Source organism: Methanosarcina sp. MSH10X1, from assembly GCF_004099695.1.
GTDB lineage: Archaea > Halobacteriota > Methanosarcinia > Methanosarcinales > Methanosarcinaceae > Methanosarcina.
Window position 1 is genome coordinate 138,864 of the sequence record NZ_SCHL01000004.1, and the last position, 15,994, is coordinate 154,857.

The 15,994-nt window shown below is 43.3% G+C and carries 16 protein-coding genes and 1 other RNA gene; 5 read left to right on the top strand and 12 right to left on the bottom strand.

The features are described 5' to 3' along the window. Window positions 1-170: 170 nt before the first annotated feature. Window positions 171-668 (bottom strand): hypothetical protein, encoded by a 498-nt coding sequence (locus EQO05_RS05115; RefSeq protein WP_128504400.1) that lies wholly within the window; start codon window positions 666-668, stop codon window positions 171-173. A 262-nt stretch (window positions 669-930) separates the two neighbouring features. On the opposite strand from EQO05_RS05115, the gene EQO05_RS05120 reads away from it, so the two are divergent. Then, window positions 931-1,941: a PHP domain-containing protein gene (locus EQO05_RS05120; RefSeq protein WP_240664339.1), complete on the top strand. Its 1,011-nt coding sequence runs from the start codon at window positions 931-933 to the stop codon at window positions 1,939-1,941. Between the two features lie 63 nt (window positions 1,942-2,004). Further along, a complete protein-coding gene (locus EQO05_RS15440) occupies window positions 2,005-2,166 on the top strand; it encodes a hypothetical protein (protein WP_164888469.1) in 162 nt (53 codons plus the stop codon). A 32-nt stretch (window positions 2,167-2,198) separates the two neighbouring features. Here EQO05_RS15440 and EQO05_RS05125 read toward each other — a convergent pair whose 3' ends face one another. The 4 genes from EQO05_RS05125 to EQO05_RS05140 form a co-directional block, all read right to left on the bottom strand. Continuing rightward, window positions 2,199-2,918: a dihydromethanopterin reductase (acceptor) gene (locus tag EQO05_RS05125; protein WP_128504401.1), complete on the bottom strand. Its 720-nt coding sequence runs from the start codon at window positions 2,916-2,918 to the stop codon at window positions 2,199-2,201. Between the two features lie 111 nt (window positions 2,919-3,029). Beyond that, window positions 3,030-3,668 carry a DUF447 domain-containing protein gene (locus EQO05_RS05130; RefSeq protein ID WP_128504402.1) on the bottom strand — a complete coding sequence of 213 codons (639 nt, stop codon included), beginning with the start codon at window positions 3,666-3,668 and terminating at the stop codon, window positions 3,030-3,032. Further along, a complete protein-coding gene (locus tag EQO05_RS05135; RefSeq protein WP_128504403.1) occupies window positions 3,665-4,693 on the bottom strand; it encodes a triphosphoribosyl-dephospho-CoA synthase in 1,029 nt (342 codons plus the stop codon). The genes EQO05_RS05130 and EQO05_RS05135 overlap by 4 nt, the downstream gene beginning before the upstream one ends. Beyond that, the gene (locus tag EQO05_RS05140) at window positions 4,680-5,819 is read right to left on the bottom strand and encodes a methanogenesis marker 9 domain-containing protein (protein ID WP_128504404.1); all 1,140 of its coding nucleotides are present in this window, start codon (window positions 5,817-5,819) and stop codon (window positions 4,680-4,682) included. Before EQO05_RS05140 ends, EQO05_RS05135 begins: the two co-directional genes overlap by 14 nt. Before the next feature lie 372 nt (window positions 5,820-6,191). Here EQO05_RS05140 and rnpB point away from each other — a divergent pair. Continuing rightward, an RNA gene (rnpB, locus tag EQO05_RS05145) (RNase P RNA component) lies at window positions 6,192-6,551 on the top strand. A gap of 100 nt (window positions 6,552-6,651) precedes the next feature. Here the strand turns inward: rnpB and EQO05_RS05150 are convergent. From EQO05_RS05150 to EQO05_RS05180, 7 genes are all read right to left on the bottom strand, one after another. Further along, a complete protein-coding gene (locus EQO05_RS05150; RefSeq protein ID WP_128504405.1) occupies window positions 6,652-7,842 on the bottom strand; it encodes a geranylgeranyl reductase family protein in 1,191 nt (396 codons plus the stop codon). A gap of 134 nt (window positions 7,843-7,976) precedes the next feature. Beyond that, window positions 7,977-9,101 (bottom strand): geranylgeranyl reductase family protein, encoded by a 1,125-nt coding sequence (locus EQO05_RS05155; RefSeq protein ID WP_128504406.1) that lies wholly within the window; start codon window positions 9,099-9,101, stop codon window positions 7,977-7,979. 202 nt (window positions 9,102-9,303) lie between these two features. Continuing rightward, a complete protein-coding gene (locus EQO05_RS05160) occupies window positions 9,304-9,924 on the bottom strand; it encodes a DUF116 domain-containing protein (protein WP_128504407.1) in 621 nt (206 codons plus the stop codon). Further along, the gene (locus EQO05_RS05165; protein ID WP_128504408.1) at window positions 9,917-10,552 is read right to left on the bottom strand and encodes a DUF116 domain-containing protein; all 636 of its coding nucleotides are present in this window, start codon (window positions 10,550-10,552) and stop codon (window positions 9,917-9,919) included. The genes EQO05_RS05160 and EQO05_RS05165 overlap by 8 nt, the downstream gene beginning before the upstream one ends. A 100-nt stretch (window positions 10,553-10,652) precedes the next feature. Continuing rightward, window positions 10,653-11,882 carry a dihydromethanophenazine:CoB--CoM heterodisulfide reductase subunit HdrD gene (gene hdrD / locus EQO05_RS05170; RefSeq protein ID WP_128504410.1) on the bottom strand — a complete coding sequence of 410 codons (1,230 nt, stop codon included), beginning with the start codon at window positions 11,880-11,882 and terminating at the stop codon, window positions 10,653-10,655. A gap of 4 nt (window positions 11,883-11,886) precedes the next feature. Continuing rightward, window positions 11,887-12,669, bottom strand: coding sequence for a dihydromethanophenazine:CoB--CoM heterodisulfide reductase subunit HdrE (gene hdrE, locus EQO05_RS05175; RefSeq protein WP_128504411.1), 783 nt, complete (start codon window positions 12,667-12,669; stop codon window positions 11,887-11,889). 495 nt (window positions 12,670-13,164) lie between these two features. Continuing rightward, window positions 13,165-13,842, bottom strand: coding sequence for an NAD(P)/FAD-dependent oxidoreductase (locus tag EQO05_RS05180; protein ID WP_128504413.1), 678 nt, complete (start codon window positions 13,840-13,842; stop codon window positions 13,165-13,167). A 1,057-nt stretch (window positions 13,843-14,899) separates the two neighbouring features. On the opposite strand from EQO05_RS05180, the gene EQO05_RS05190 reads away from it, so the two are divergent. Continuing rightward, complete coding sequence (locus EQO05_RS05190; protein ID WP_128504415.1) at window positions 14,900-15,097, top strand: ATP-binding protein; 198 nt, start codon at window positions 14,900-14,902, stop codon at window positions 15,095-15,097. 22 nt (window positions 15,098-15,119) lie between these two features. Beyond that, a complete protein-coding gene (locus EQO05_RS05195; RefSeq protein WP_164888470.1) occupies window positions 15,120-15,878 on the top strand; it encodes an RNA methyltransferase in 759 nt (252 codons plus the stop codon). Window positions 15,879-15,994: the final 116 nt, after the last annotated feature.

Sequence of the window (15,994 nt, forward strand, 5' to 3'; positions counted from 1 at the left end):
CTCCCCCGAAAAAGAGTCATTATTAGTATTGAAATTCCCAGTATTATAAATTAAGGAAAAATAAAATCTGAAAAGGAAAAAAGATTCTGAGTTTAAATGTGGATAGCCTTTTTCGCGAGAAGACGAATATGTTTGCTTATGTTACCCTGATTTCGCAAATCAGCTATGAGTTACTTCAACACACCGTTTTTCCAGAAGAATTTCTTTTTTGAGTTGCGTTCAAATTTCTCAAACAGGTCTGAAGGAAGTGCAGAAGATCCTGTTTTTTCAAGAGGGATACAGAACATTCTTTTCGGATTCCTCGCCTTACCACCGAGTCCTATAACAACGTAAAAAGGGATCTCGTTGTCCTTTGCAAAGATTTTGTAGCGTCCGAGCTGGCTGGGTGCGGACCAGTGAAGTTGATCTCTATACAGATTTGACCTGAATTTGCATTCAACACAGAAGATTTCATTTGTGGGCCTGTGGCGGAGAACAAGATCCGGGCCGCAATCGGACTCGACAAACCGGGTGTGCTTCCGTGCCATATCGGTAGTCCACTGCACAATGGAGAAATATTTTTCATCGAAAAGATCCACAACATATTTTTCGAAATCGTCACCTTTTTGTTCGGATTCGTTTTCAAAAATTACCTCGATAACCTTTCTCAGCTTTCTTAATAAATCCATAGTTAACCACTAAGATTTTTGTGAAAATATCGGAATATTTCAGTATATTTATAAATCTAATGGTATGAGCCGGAAGAAAGCTATAGAGTATGCCAGAACAGGAAGAAATTTCTAACAGGTTTTTATTCGGAAATCGGGCAAACCTGAGTCCTGACTTGAATTTGTCCGGAAAACCTTAATCTAAAAAAAGGATATACTATATTGGGGAGAGATTTAATACTTAATAAAAATAATCAACATAAAATTAAAGTTACCGGATTTTATGCCTATGGGGAGAAGGCCGAAAAATTACGAGGAGAAGCTGATTGCTCCGGAACGAGCAGCTGAGCTTATAGAAGAGGGCTGGAAGCGGGCAGACCTTCATGTTCACACTACCTGTTCCTTTGACGTACTTCCTGTCAAAGACCTGCATCCGGAAAGTCTTTATGAGAAAGCCCTCAAGCTCGGAATGGATTATATTACGTTTACGGATCACGACACCTTAGAAGCATATGAAATTCTCGGATGGGACCGGGAAAAGCTCGTTCCTGGGGTTGAAATGAGTGTACACGACCCGGAGTTTGCAGGACACAGCCTGCACATCAACGTTTTTGAATTTGACAGGGAGGAATTCTTAGAACTAAGAGAAATTGCGGAAATCGAACATGACCTGAAAAGCTTTATCAAGTATCTCAATCGGCACAAACTTCCTTTTATATATAACCATCCTTTCTGGTTTGAGTTTCACCATGAACCGAATCCGTCTGCAGTACCCAGACTGGCAAGACTTTTCCCTGTACTTGAATACAATATGCATGAGCTTAAGCAGAAAAATGAACTTACTATTACCCTGGCTGAGAAGTTTGGCAAAGGTATTGTCGCGACGACCGACACGCATTCCGGAAGAATCGGGAAGGTATGTACCCTGGCAAAGGGCGATGATTTCAAAGAGTTTTTCGGGAATATAAAAAAAGGGAAAAGCTACATTGTCCCTGAGAATCTTACCAGAGAGCTTCTGATTGATGAGATGAATACCTGGATAGACCTTATTTTTGAAAAGAGCCAGAAAAGCAGTGATATAAAAGGCTACCTGACCGGGATAAAATCCCTGGATACAATGGTCAGGATTTCCAGAAGTACGCTATTGAATTGCTTTCCCGGGCTCAACCGAACAACCATGAGCCTGCTCTATATGATTTCAAATACAGGGCTTCCAGCCTCATTTTACCTGTATTCGGAAAAAAGTTTCGTAAAAGAAATTGAAAAGCAAATCGAAATTAAAAAGCAAAAATGAAACGAATGTAAAGTAATTTAATACGGGCTTAAAGGAAGAAACTGAGACCAAATCAGGAAAAATGTGAAGAGAAAAGGGAAAAGGAAAAAGAAGAAAAAAGAGAAAAGGGAAAAGGAAAAAGAAGAAAAAAGGGAAAAGGAAAAAGAAGAAAAAAGAGAAAAGGGAAAAAGGAAAAAGAAGAGAAAAGGAAAAAGGAAAAAGAAGAGAGAAGAAAGAGAAAATTAAATAACAAGAGTTGTTTTGAGAGCCAGGAAAAATTAAAAGAAATCCAGGATTTTTTCCGGGCTTTCAAGTACGGTAATTCCCTGCAAGCCTTTTACAATTTCAACATTGCGCATATCAACATCCCTGACCAGAACTTCTACAGGTCCGCCTTTGATTGCACCATAAGGGCAGAGTTCCTTACAAATTCCGCAGCCCTTACACTTAAGAAGTTCGATCTGATCTGTTAAACCGTTTTTCTCAGTTATTGCCCCGTGAGGGCAGTTCTCTCGCGGAGGACAATCCTCGCAGTGCCTGCACTGTTTCCGGTCGATATTATAGGGCATTTCCGAAACTATTGAACCTTCAATATCTACGGGCACAATATAAACAGGCACTCTCCCTTTTACAGCCTGGGCAACAGCATTGGTCACAAGCGAATCCGCAATCCCGTAAGCAATTTTCGAAACCGTGTTTGAGGTTGCAGGCGTAACAAAGAGGGCATCATATCGGTCAAGACAAAAGCGTCCGACCTTCGGTGAACTCGAACCCTGCTCGCTTTCCCTGAAGATTTCTTCAAGGTAGTCCCCTCCAGAGATTTTAACAAGCTTCTGCTCAAGTCCGTACATGCGTAAAACCTCCTCGGCAGCTCTGGAAATAAATGTGTTTATGGAAACTTCCGGGTTTCTGAGCTTAATTTCTTTAAAAACCTGGTAACTGCGGTCCAGGAAATGCCCGGCACCTGTAATGCCCCACGCGATTCTCTGAAAACTCATGGAAAGTAGTCATGCCCCAGGGGGATAATATAATTTTCTAAAAAAGGTTCAGGATAATGAACGCGGAAGATTATAAATTTTGATTGAAAAACTGTCAAAGCCAGAAAAGTATCACATTCCCAGAACTTCATAAATCAATTCCATAGCTTTCTTCTCGTTTTCTCCCCCGCATCTGGAAGCCAGAGATTCATATCTGCGGATCAGCTCAAGATACTTTTCATCTTCCGTAAGCTGGTAGCGGGTTGCATGGACAGCTGCTTCAAGCACTGCGTTAAATCCCCTGTTGGGAACAGGCAGGCTTTTCAGATTAGCTTCATTGAAACCTGCTTCTACAGGAATGAGATCGGCTATAAGCGCCTGATCCGTATCCTTGATATTCGCACATTCGAAAACGACCCAGGCTGCGGCTTTTTTTAAGACCGGAAAATTTAGCCCGCGAACAGGCACATAGTCAAATTCGGAGGGCTCAAGATCGAAAAAAGTTGAACGCACAAAGAGCAGGGAGTCGTAAACTATGTTTGCAGCCAGATATTTTTCATTAAAAACGTTTTCCCAGGTATGGGTGCCTTTGAAAAGCCGGACAAACGTTCTTCCGCCTTTTACGATGATTCCGACAGGGGCTGCATTAGGGGATTCAGTTCCTGTACTGACTATAGTTTCGGAAATTCCTTCCCGGATCCCGAAGGAAGAAAGCTCTACAGCGGAAGATTTACTTCCTTTTTTTCCGCACTCAGGGGGAAATTCGGTCAAAAGCGCAACCCCCCCAGAAGGGCAATGAAAAGTCCGGCTATGATAATATCGGCTGTTGAGCCCGGATTGATTTTCTTCCTGAGAAGTTCGGAATCAAACTCCTGTATAGCAGGAAGTAAAGCTGCAAAGTCTCTGGTGTTATTCCCTGAGGATTTCTCCAAGGCTGAAAGAATCTCTCCTGCCCTGAATGAAACATAGTCCGCAGTAGCTTCATCGAATTTCGTCTGGATGAAAGTATCTCTGTGCCGGGAAAGCAATTTCAGGAAGGTATAGACTATAGCTTCGTTTATACCTGTACCCGAGCAATTGAGAACCGAAGCTTCTGCTTCCGAATCCTGAGCCTGCATGAACTCAGTTATACTTCTTGCCCCCTCAAGGCAGCGTCCGAAACCTGAGGTCCATTCATTCGCAATCAGGTCATAGTCCCTGGCGATATCCATAAGTTCGTAAAGGGTGACTCCCTGTGCCCTGAGTTCGACTGCTGACTCGGGGTCTCCAAGGCTGAACTCCTCCACGCTGTTAACCCTGACACCCGCTACTTCGAAAGCCCGGTAGAACTCGATAGCATCTTCACAGTCTGTTGCCCGGACAAAAGCATGCGCATGCGCAGCAAGAGCCTCGAATTCATCCGGTGAAAGCTTACCGGGGATTTTTCCGCAAGAACCGAAGAGTTCTCCTGCTGCCATTGAAAGAGGGATCAGTAATAGAAAAGCCCCGAAATGGGTATTTCCTCCCCTTTGCCAGGCTGAGCTCTCACAAACCGCACTTCGAATAAGCGCGCCTATGCCGTTCCTGCTTTTTGCAGCCAGCTCGATGACAGGGTAGACGCTTACCGAAGAGGCTATGAAATGCTCAAAGCAGGTATCAGGATAGTCATGCTCTCTGTCCACATTTCCTGGCTTGGGAGAAGCCGAAACCTCAAGCAGCATGGCAAGCTGGGCACAGCGGGCAATAAGACTTGACATCTGTGGGTTTTCTGCCCATCCGGAGACAGGACAGGCAAAACCAGTATTATTCGGATTCATTTACTGGAATTCTGGCATGATCCAGTACATGTTTTGCCAGTTGCTCTTTAAGTTTCATGTACTCTGTACCAGAAAGGCCGATTGTGTTTAACACCCCGTCCCTTATCCAGCAAGGCTTGGTGATTTTACAGCACCAGACGAGGCTTCCGAAGCACGTGTCCCCTCCGTATTCCAGCATTGTGCCTTTCGCAAACTCAAGCTTTGTCCTGGCAAACTCTTCTGCCGTATATCCCAGCTTTCGGAATTTTTCATGCACAGGACAGGGTTTTACAGGCAGGCAGCAGAAAGCCAGCGCCCTGAAATCCCCTTCACTACAAACGTGCTTGGGAGCATTATACCAGCCTATTGACTTCTGGTAAGAGGTGACGTTTTCTACCAGTTCATCTATAAGCCCTGGATTGTCAAGGACTCCCCTTGCTACCGAAACCATATCTGCCCCTCGGGAAAACATATCCTTCGCAGCCTCAAAGTCCGTTATCGAGTTGTTTCCTATAAGGAACAGCCTTGTAGCATCCCTGTAATTAAGAATCGCATCAAGGTCGGTCCCGAAGCCTTCCATTACTGCATCAACGTGTATGATATCCGCACCCGACTTGTCGATAAGCCTTGCAAGTTCGATATCATCGACAACATTTGCCCTTACTTTTACGGAAAGTACGACTCCGGTTTCCTTTATAGCCTTTATCCAGGCCGAAAGCCGTGGTAAATCATGGAGAAGGGCTTCTCCGATTCCTGCTTCAAGCATTTCAGGTTGCCTGCAGTGAGCGTTTAACTCAAGGACCGCGCCCTCTTCTTTGACAATCTTTGCAGCTTCAATAAGGGGTTCAAGCGTAGTACTCCTGACATTTACCGCAACGGCACTTCCGGATGTAACTGCCCGGATTTCCTTTCTTATAAGCTCCATAGGTTCATCGGAAATGAACTCTTTTCTACCCCGGGCTACGAGAGCTGAAGCAACAGCCATTGAAGCCTTATCCAGATTGAAGGCTCCAAGAACTACCAGCCCGGCATTGCCTGCATACTGGTTGGCAAAAGCACTATCGGCAATTCCTGCCATAGGCGCCAGTGCAATAGGGTTTTTAAAACGGACATATCCAATATGCAAATCGAATAGACAATCACTCATGTTTTACCTCTTGAAAATAAGCCTGCAAACTGACATAAATTATAGTTACTGCCCGATATTAAAGTACCGATAATCTTTTTTCGGACAAGTTCTGGAAATGGAAGATATTCATCTATAACTTACGAATTATAATGCATATATATTAATATTTGGACGTACCCCAAACACATAAAATTTATATAAACTATAAGGAAACAGAATACCTCTAACCACGTCTATCTTTAACCGCACCTGAAAAGAAGATTAAGCTGTTATAAAATAAGACCCAGGCATCCTGCCATATCTGTAAAAAATTTTATTTTGTATAGTGTGGCTTTCCAAAAAATATATATAATTAGAAAGATATATAGAGGCAATCAGCAGGTAGCATGCGAGAGAGGCTGGACGGCTGACGGGCCTTCAGGTCTGAGGAAAGTCTCCCCACCGCTCCGGATACACGAACATCTGTAAAGGATGTCGGGCGAGAGCCCGGGCCCTGGCACAGAAACGAGAACCATCCCCTGAAAATGCGATGATGCGAAAGTTGAGGTCTCAGGGACAATGGATGAAACGGCGAATCCTCGTGGGTGCAAGTTGGAAATCGGGAATAAAGAGCATTCCGGAATCTCCCGGTTGTTTTTGGAAACGCATAGCCGAATGCCGTCACTGCAAGAGTCTTCAGGGACCATTTCCTCCACTGATGGGTGACAGGAAATTTTTGCAGGAACAGAAGGGAGCTTACGTGCCTCACTCGCATAAATTTACTTTATTCTGTTGTTTTACTCTCTGTTGTTCTACTTACACATTTAATTTTCTTTCTGTATTATATTTACGTTTTTAACTCTCTTTCTGCTTATTTGCTCTTTTTATCACTCTTAGAGGATCCTTCCAGTGTAAGAGACTTTATTCTGGAGACAGGTTCAGCAAGGCAGAAATTCAACAACAACCAGCGGATATAGTCTTTATAATTCCTGTTAGTTACTACTTCATCCAGATATTTTTCCAGAATCTCCTTATTGTTGACAGCCAGTTTGAAAGAAATCTCAGGAAAGCGATGCATTATTTTTTCCATTTTAAGAGAACCGGCAAGGTAATTCCCGAATTCTTGCCTGCAGGAGGATTCGTAGGCTTTAAGGCTATTTAACTTCAGGCTGTACATAACAAGATCGGCAACCGCCTCCGCAGCAAGCTGCCCCGACCGGATGGCATACGAAATACCTTCTCCCGAATAAGCATCTACAAACCCGGCAGCATCCCCGCTCAGAAGCAACCTGGAATTAAAGGTTTTTCTTTTTACCCCACCTGTAGGGATAATATGGGAATGGACAGGGAAATTGCCTGATAAGCCATTTTCCTGCAGAAAATCCAGCAGTACTTTTTTCGGGTGCTCAAGGTACTGAGCTGTCCATACAATCCCTGCAGAATAGTATCCCGAATGGGGAAAGATCCACCCATATCCGCCATGCGCAACTCCGAAGTGAATATTTAGAGCTTCCTGAGACCGATTTCTTATTACCTCACCTTCAGCCGGGATTTCCGATACTAGACTCAGCACGTATTGTGTTTTTTTGTCTCTCGGTCTTACCCGGTATTTAAGGGTCCCACACGAACCTTCTGCAATAAGAACAAACCTTCCCAGGTGGGTATTATCCGTCGTTCTGACCTCAACATGATCTTCTTTTTCAATACAGTCCAGAACTTTTTCTCCGGTATGTACCTCAATTCCGGTTTCTCTGGCTTTCTCAAGCAGTAAGCTATCAAAAACTTTTCTGGAAATCAGTATGGCAATGTCAGGCTCTCTCATTACCTCTACAAAACGGTCCCGGAAATGAACCCTTATCTTAGAAATATTTCTCTCTATTATGTATTCAGGTAGTTCGAAATCCAGGCAGGATAAACCATAAGAAGAAAGAGCTCCTCCGCAGGGCTTGTACCTTGGGAAGTTTTCTTTCTCGATTAAAAGGGTTAAAAGCCCCCTTTTTCCGGCTGCTCTTCCTGCCGATGCTCCTGAGGGTCCTCCCCCTACTATAATCAGATCATACATTGTAAGACACCTGGATATGAATAAGGGCAGTTATATACAGAAAGGAATAACCTACCCCTAAAATAGATTAATACTGGGGCGATAAAAAGATAGAGGAAAGAAAAGAAATGCCTGAAGAAATTGATATAAATTTATTACCTGAGTCTGAAATTCAGGAGAGCCCAGCGCAGGAAATCCTTATAATTAATTGTAAAATCCACAACATCAAGATATTTATCAACCATTTTATTATCTGACGTGAAGATTTTAAATGTTCGGTCAGGAAAACGGTGCATTATCCTGGAAAACATAAGTGAGTACTTGAGATGAGTCCCGAACTCAGTCCGGCAGAGAGCCTCATACCTGGTCAGATCTTTAAGGTTTTTACCTTGCATGCAAATACCTGCAATGACCTCTGCTGCAAACTGCCCTGAACTTATTGCATAGGCAAGCCCTTCACCTGAGAAAGAATCTACAAATCCGGCAGCATCTCCGCTTAAAAGTACTCTTGAACCCGCGACTTTTCGCTTAATTCCTCCCCAGGGAATTTTATGCCCGTGAAGTTTGTACTCTCCGGAAAAGCCATTATCTCTCAGGAACTCGAGTATGGACTCTTTAGGATGCGGAAAATCCTTAATAACCCCACCTATACCGACGGAATAATAGGTTTTGTGAGGAAAAATCCAGCCGTATCCTCCCCCAGCAACTCCGAAGTGAAGTTCAATGGTTTTCCCCAATCTTTCCTCAATTTTTTTTTCTTCGGCAGGAACTTCAGTGACAACGCAGATTCCATATTCCTCTTTATTATCAGTGGGTCTCACACAGGTTTTGACAAGACCCTGAACGCCTTCTGCGACTATTGCAAATCTTGCCCTGTATGTTCCTTCCCTTGTATCCACTTCAACACAGTCAGGCATTTCCCTGCAGCAAAGAACTTTCTCCCCGGTGTGGACATCAATTCCTGTTTCTTTTGCCTTTTCAAGAAGGAAATTGTCAAATTTATCCCTGGAGACGAGTACAGAAAGGCGGTGATCTTTATACGTTTTGACTGATTGCCCCTTAAAAATGACATTTGCCCCTGTAACTTCCCACTCGATAAGATCCTGAGGGAGTTCGAAATCGAGATAAGACAGCGCATGCTCCGAGAGACCTCCCCCGCAGGGTTTATATCTGGGAAATTTTTCTTTCTCGAGCAGCAGTGTCTTCATGCCAAGTCTTCCTGCTCTTCTTCCGGCCGAGGCTCCGGAAGGACCACCACCTATTATGATTACATCATACATACAAGCAGCACCTTCAAAAGTATCCTGAGACATTCTGATTTGTGTCCATATAATCGGAAACTAATGTAAAGTATTAATATTAATTTAAAATTGCGATCGATTGAGGGAAAGCAGCCTGGAAAAAAGAAATTATGAGGAGGAAAAAATAGATTGTCAGGAGAGAAAAAGATAGAAAAAATTTCTTACTTTTTGTTCATTCCCCTCAATTCTTAAAAATTTCAAACATATTCAGGACATTCTGGTAATTCACATCTGTCCCGAAGCAGCCATCCCTTTCCATAGGAATGCCATAGGTTATGACTTTTTTTCCTTTAAGCGCGCGCATGACCTTATTGAGTTCGTAATCACAGGCGATCAGGAGAACACCATCGGCAGCTTCCATTTTAAGGATATTTTTTACATAGGAAGAGCCTGTTAAAATAAATACTTTGTATCCGTATCTCTCAGCGTCCTTTTTCAGCTGAGTAAAAACGCATTTCCCACAGGATTTACATTGTATCCCTGTCTGAGTGGTGTAAGCCGGACAGTCGAGGCTCCTCATACAATGCGGAGCCAGGATAATTCTTTTTTTTGTTTTTGCAAAATCAGATTTATAGGCTCGGTTTTTCAAAGAAGCCATCCACTTATCGAGAACACGGGTATCGGAGAATTTAAGAAAAATATGCCTTAGAGGCAAATAAAAGAAATCAAGTATACTTACGAAAAAACCTGCGAGATAAACATTCCCAGTGAGACTCCTTCTGCTGGCAAGCAGGGCTATGCCAGAAAGAAGAAGGGAAGCTACAATAAGAAAGAAAAGAGCCTTCCCAATGATATTATACATTGCATATCTCCATTTTTTGAATTATTTCCTCAACATTGGCTTCAGTATTGAAGCATCCATCCTTAAGAAGAAGAACCCCCTGCACAGGAACAAACGACACCGCCTGCATGTTTTCAGCAAGCTCATTATAGCAAGCAACTCCCAGGCAGGCTGCGGGTCTGTGCTCCTTAAAGATTTTTTTGACAAAACTTCCTCCGGGTACTACAAAAACCTTGAAATTGAGCCTGTCAGCAGCTTCCGAAATTTTTGAAATATCACATAACCCGCATCGTTTGCATTCGTATCCGTGGACCGGATGGCACCTTGCTTTACAGTCCGGATGGCGCAGGCACTGAGGGAGAAGCAGGATTTTCTTACCCTTAACGTGCAGGAAATCGTCATACATAACGGCATTTCGGACATCAATAAGGATATCATCAACGAGGGTGTCCCTTATCCTGAAAACTTTACAAAGCCACTTTGCAGGGGAATAGAAAAGATAAAGTGTGAACAGTACGAATCCCGGAAAAATAATTCTTCGGTTTTTGAAAGAGTATGCCCCAATAGTCAGGGCGATCCCGGTTCCTGCAAGCGCGAAAAAGACCAGGAATATAAATATTTTTCCTAGAAATTCGTAAGGCATATACATATTTAAGGGGAAGGAAGTATCGGTATTTAAGTTTTGCTATAAAATAGCGGAGAATAAAAAGAGAAAGAAAGCTGGAGAAGCCAGCTTTTACTTTTCCCGATTATTTAGTCTCAAGGCCCAGAGCCTCTGCAACCAGCTCAATGACGTCCTCGACAACCATATCAACGTTGAGTGCGTCTCGCCCATCCATCAGGTTTCTTTTACAGAATGGGCAGCAGCTGGAAAGGATATCTGCATTGGTTTCAACGGCATCCTTAACTCTGGATTCTGCAACTCCCAGAGCGAGGTCAGGAATACCTGCCTTTACACCACCGCCAGCTCCACAGCAGCGCTGGAATTCTTTTACCCTGTCCATTTCTACGAACTTGACACCAGGAATATGTGACAGCACATATCTGGGTGCATCAAAGACGCCCACGTGGCGACCAAGGTGGCAGGGGTCATGGTAAGTAACTGTCTTGTTAACAGGCTTCACCCATTTGATTTTGTCTTCTTTTATCATTCCTGCAAGGAACTCTGAAACGTGGACAACCTCAAAAGGCAGTTCTTTGCCGAGAAGCCTTGGCCAGTCGACCTTTGCAGCACGGAAACAGCCTGCGCATGCAAAGAGGACCTTTTTGGCACCTCTCTTCTGGATTGCCTCAACATTATGTTTTGCAAGTTCATAGGGCACATTATTGATATGTGCCTGACCTGTCCTGATAAGGGCTGAGCCACAGCACCATTCATCTTCGCCAAGCATGGCAAACTTAACGCCTAGCTTGTTGAGTACACGTGAGGTCGCAAAGGCTAAAGCGAGCTGATTGTATCCTGCAGTACAACCGGTGAAATAGACAATATCTGCTTTGTTTTCTATTTTCACATCTTCTGGAACCCAGGCAAGCCTGTCCTTCTGGTCCTTCATGTAAGGATTATGGTACTGCCCAATAAGTTTCGGGAACATATTCTGCTTCCCATAAGGACCGATACCTTTCTTTACAAGGTTTGCCCTCATGGATTCCCAGAGTTCCACAGTGTTAATGCCTGCTTCACAAACTGTTGAACAGATACCACAGGTAGTACAGCCGTGGACATCGTCTTTGAATTCCTGAAGCTCTTCATCTGGAATTTCCTGCGGGCCAAAGAGTTTTGCCTTAAGTCCGTAGGACTTGTTCATGTACTGTCTCCAGCGCAGGATCTTGTCTCTGGGAGCCAATCCTGGTTTCTCGCCGGAAGCAGCATAGGTTGGACACCATTTTACACATTCACCACAGCGGACGCAGGAGTCGAGCTCCATAAGCTGGACTGCGGTAAGATTTTTTGTACTGATTGAAGGTTCACGTTTTGCCATTTTATTATTCGCCTCCTTTATTTGCAAGTAATGCAAGCGGTATGGCGATTATGTGAATATATTTACTGAATGGAATAAATGCGATACAGAAGATCAGGGAGATTACGGAATGGAAAAGTGCCGCCGGTGGAGCTATTGAAGGGTCAAGCCCGAAGTCCCAGATGATTCCCGTGCGGATTCCATCAGCAAGAAAACCGGAAATAGTAACTAAGAAAACTACTCCGATCAAAACCCAATCATACATAATGGAAGCTTCCCTGACTTCAGAGACAAACAGTCTTCTTACTAATGCTATAAGAACCCCTATAAGCAGGATATACCCGAAGATATAGTTCGGAAGGGAGAGCCATTCTCTAAACATGTAGGGGGTGAACGGGAGTTCAATTCCGACCATATGGGTCATTTCGACTGCAAACATGAGTCCTGACAGGGCAAAGAGGGTCATCCATCCTCCGAAAATCAGGATGTGCATGAACCAGCGGAGAGGGCTTCTCTTGAGAATTCTTCTCTGGAAGAGAATATCAAGAATAAGAACTTCCAGGAGAGGCTTTCCATGCCCGTGATGAGATTCTTCCGTTACCTGATTCCACCATGTTTTTAAGAATGTGATTGCACTTCCTCTTTTTCCTTCCTGAGGCTCAAGGGCGTAACCTGTGACTCCTGCCCCCCATTTCTGGAAGGTAATCATCATACCATATAGAAAAATCACAACGGCTATTGCGCTGAGTATCATTATCTGGACAAACGTCATTCTTAATGCATCCGTGAGCCCAGAGAAGTATGCCATTTCACTACTGATAATATATTCCTCCTATGTATGAATCAAAAACTGGGAACTAATATTGCTTTTACAATTGTCATGTTACAGAATCTCAATGATAGTAAAGACAGAATGATAACCGTAGCGACTGTTTGCATAAGGTTTGAATATTCTGTTAGTCTTTGCATCTATTATATTTAAACATTATCTTTATTAAACAATACATAGAAAAGCCCACTGAGTAGCAAAAATGGGGGAATAGAAGTATTCAAAGGGAGGAAGAAAAAAGTAAAAAATGAAAAATAAAATCTAAATTATAATATAGGAATTATAAATTGAGCTTATAGAATTCTTCCTGACGGAAAAGTGGGAAATAAATCGACAAAAAAGTAAAAAGTAAAAGTGCAGGAGACGAAAAAGTCTGCCTTCAAAAAGTAAAACGAAGATAGTGGGGCAACTTAAAAGTGCCTCTGACAGCCAGGAAATCTGACAACCAGAAAATCTGATAACCAGAAAACCTCTTTATAACCCTACCTCGGCTTTGAATTTCTCAAGCCCCATCTCGTCAATAACTTCTCCGATTCTTCTTTGCTTCGGATACCCTTTGTAAAAGTTAATTATTTTGTCAATAAAATCTATAGCCTGCTCTTCGGTGAGGTCTTTTGCTACTACATTTCCCAGCCGCGGGCGAGGTCCTGCACTGCCTCCTACAGATAAGGTAAAGCCTTTTGCCGTACCCATGAGCCCTATATCCTTTATCATAGGCTCGGAGCACGAATTCTGGCAGCCGGAAACCGCCATTTTGAGCTTGGAAGGAAGCTGCATCCCATGATACTTCTCATCAAGTTTCAATCCAAGCCCGACTGCATCCTGCTTGCCCCTCTTGCAGAAGGTAGTCCCGGGACAGATCTTGACGCTGCGGACACAGAGCCCTATGGCAGCTCCGGGTTTCAGATTCAGTTCACCCCATGCCGCATCCAGATCTTCTTCTTTCAGCCCTACAATCGCTATTCTCTGGGCGGAGGTGAGTTTCAGAGCCGCAGCCCCGTATTTCTCTGCAATATCCGCTATCTTCCTCAGGGTCTCCGGGTATACGATTCCTCCTGGAATATGGGGAGCAATTGCATACGTTTCGCCATCTCTTTGCAGAATAGCTGCTTTCTCGGGTAGATCACCTTTCACATACTCACGACTTACCATACTATACACTCCTCTAACTCAATTGATTATATGCTATTTCAAAATTATTCGATTTAATGTTTTTTCCAAATTGATTGCTGTGCCTCACTTTTCGATATTATTGTCTAACCTAAAACCGACAGCGGAAAATCGGAAGCAAAGGCTGAGTCCATAGAACCGATCGATTCCTGAATTAATTAGCAGACTACAGCTAATTCTACTTCAGCCCCCTGAAATTAAACCCCCATGAGAAGGTGAAGAATCCGATATTCCGGTATTTTTCCGGACTGAATATATATCTCAAACCCGGAAAAGGATTTCAGATCCAGAGAGTATATCTGCTCGAAACAATATAAAATTGCATCCCTTATGTGGCCCTTTCTGTAAGACTACAGGATTCGGTTCAGCACTATAAAGTTTAGTACAGCACTAGAATTGATAGAATAATTAAAGCCCCAGAAAGAGCTTTAAATTTGGAAAAAATAGGATCAAAAGCCCCACATCCTTTATTACTGTTTTTTAACCTTTTCAGAAATCCGTTAAGTCCTGCCTGGTGCCTCATCAAGAGACGCCCTCTCAAAGAAAAGAGCAGCTTTTGTTTGCCTTCCTTTCTGGCTATTTCTGCGGCTTCGGCTTTCTAGACTTCAGCTTTGTTTTCCCCTTCAAGCATCATTTCCAGGTTTTCAAGGGTCGTTTCTTTAACAGGTCCTAGTTTTTCAGCTACTTTGGTAGCATGCCAGGCTTCGTCCACTACAATCTGCTGCAGATAAACCGCAACATCTGCAAACTTAAGATTAATATATTTGGGAGGATAAATAAGAGTGCTGAATTCGCCAAATGTAAAGAAATTACTGAAAAACCGGAACGTGAAAGGCAAGAGCTGGAACAGGAAGGAACTGAAAAAGGAAGAGACTGAAGCAGGAAGGAACTGAAAAAGGAAGAGACTGAAGCAGCAAAGAAGAGGCACGACAAACTCTTGCATCACAATGGCATCTTACACGAAATAAGGCTTGAAAACGTCGTAATAACACACTCGAATACCTCACAATGAGACCGGAACACACGGAAAATAATCTGTATGAAAATATATATTGATGAGAAGAAATGTACAGGCTGTGGTAAGTGCAAAGCTGCCTGCCCGAAAGGCCCGCGGGTTTATTCAATCGAAGAAAAGCACGGAAAAAAGGTCTGCGTATTAAAGGATCCGTCTTACTGCCTGGGTTGCAGAATGTGTGTGACTGTCTGTATGGAAGATGCAATCACACTTGAAAACTGATTTTAAAAAAGGACTGAGAAATTTGTCACTTGAAATTCGCATAATACTTGTAGAGCCCATGTATCAGGGGAATGTCGGATCTGTTGCAAGAGCAATGAAAAACTTCGGACACGCTGACCTCGTGCTCGTAAATCCCTGCAAGCTCGAAGGGGAGGCAAGAGCCATGTCGTCCCATGCAAGAGACGTGCTTGAAGGGGCAAGAATTACCTCAACGCTTGAAGAAGCTGTAGAAGGCGCAGACCTGAGGATAGGGACAACTGGCGTGGGAAGCCTGAAAACCGGAGAACACATCCGCCTTCCACTGTATACCCCAAGGGAACTAAAAGAAAAACTTAAAGCTTGCAGCGGAACAGTTGCGATTCTTTTCGGGCGCGAAGATAGCGGTTTTACCAATGACGAACTCAAAAGTTTCGATATGCTCATAACGGTTCCAACTTCCGAGATATATCCGATTATGAATCTCTCACATGCCGTTGCAGTGGTGCTTTACGAACTTTCCGAACTGGAAGGAGGGAACAATCCGCTTGCCGACGGGTTTGACCTCCAGCTTCTATATGGGCATCTGGAGGAGTTGCTGGAGGAAATCGACTATCGTCCTCATAAGAAAGATAAAACTTTCCTGATGCTGCGGAGAATATTCGGAAGAGCAGGACTTACTCCAAGGGAGGTCCAGACTTTAAGGGGCGTAATAAGAAGAATCGAGAGAAAAATGGGGTATGCATTAAAGGAACCTGAGACACGGGAAATAGAAGCTTCGGAAAGCATGGAAAAGTTCATATGAGAATAAGCCTCTTCTTACATCAGAATTTATGATACGTATTTTTGACTTTTTTTAAAATTATTTTTTAAACGAAAAATTCTGTAACGAAGAGTGAAAATTTTACTTAAAGCCAGATA

What these genes read in the sequence shown, in the direction of transcription:
- EQO05_RS05115 (WP_128504400.1), bottom strand. Translation starts at nt 668, where the DNA reads ATGGATTTATTAAGAAAGCTGAGAAAGGTTATCGAGGTAATTTTTGAA.
- EQO05_RS05120 (WP_240664339.1), top strand. Translation starts at nt 931, where the DNA reads ATGCCTATGGGGAGAAGGCCGAAAAATTACGAGGAGAAGCTGATTGCT.
- EQO05_RS05125 (WP_128504401.1), bottom strand. Translation starts at nt 2,918, where the DNA reads ATGAGTTTTCAGAGAATCGCGTGGGGCATTACAGGTGCCGGGCATTTC.
- EQO05_RS05135 (WP_128504403.1), bottom strand. Translation starts at nt 4,693, where the DNA reads ATGAATCCGAATAATACTGGTTTTGCCTGTCCTGTCTCCGGATGGGCA.
- EQO05_RS05140 (WP_128504404.1), bottom strand. Translation starts at nt 5,819, where the DNA reads ATGAGTGATTGTCTATTCGATTTGCATATTGGATATGTCCGTTTTAAA.
- EQO05_RS05150 (WP_128504405.1), bottom strand. Translation starts at nt 7,842, where the DNA reads ATGTATGATCTGATTATAGTAGGGGGAGGACCCTCAGGAGCATCGGCA.
- EQO05_RS05155 (WP_128504406.1), bottom strand. Translation starts at nt 9,101, where the DNA reads ATGTATGATGTAATCATAATAGGTGGTGGTCCTTCCGGAGCCTCGGCC.
- EQO05_RS05160 (WP_128504407.1), bottom strand. Translation starts at nt 9,924, where the DNA reads ATGTATAATATCATTGGGAAGGCTCTTTTCTTTCTTATTGTAGCTTCC.
- EQO05_RS05165 (WP_128504408.1), bottom strand. Translation starts at nt 10,552, where the DNA reads ATGTATATGCCTTACGAATTTCTAGGAAAAATATTTATATTCCTGGTC.
- hdrD (WP_128504410.1), bottom strand. Translation starts at nt 11,882, where the DNA reads ATGGCAAAACGTGAACCTTCAATCAGTACAAAAAATCTTACCGCAGTC.
- hdrE (WP_128504411.1), bottom strand. Translation starts at nt 12,669, where the DNA reads ATGGCATACTTCTCTGGGCTCACGGATGCATTAAGAATGACGTTTGTC.
- EQO05_RS05180 (WP_128504413.1), bottom strand. Translation starts at nt 13,842, where the DNA reads ATGGTAAGTCGTGAGTATGTGAAAGGTGATCTACCCGAGAAAGCAGCT.
- EQO05_RS05190 (WP_128504415.1), top strand. Translation starts at nt 14,900, where the DNA reads ATGAAAATATATATTGATGAGAAGAAATGTACAGGCTGTGGTAAGTGC.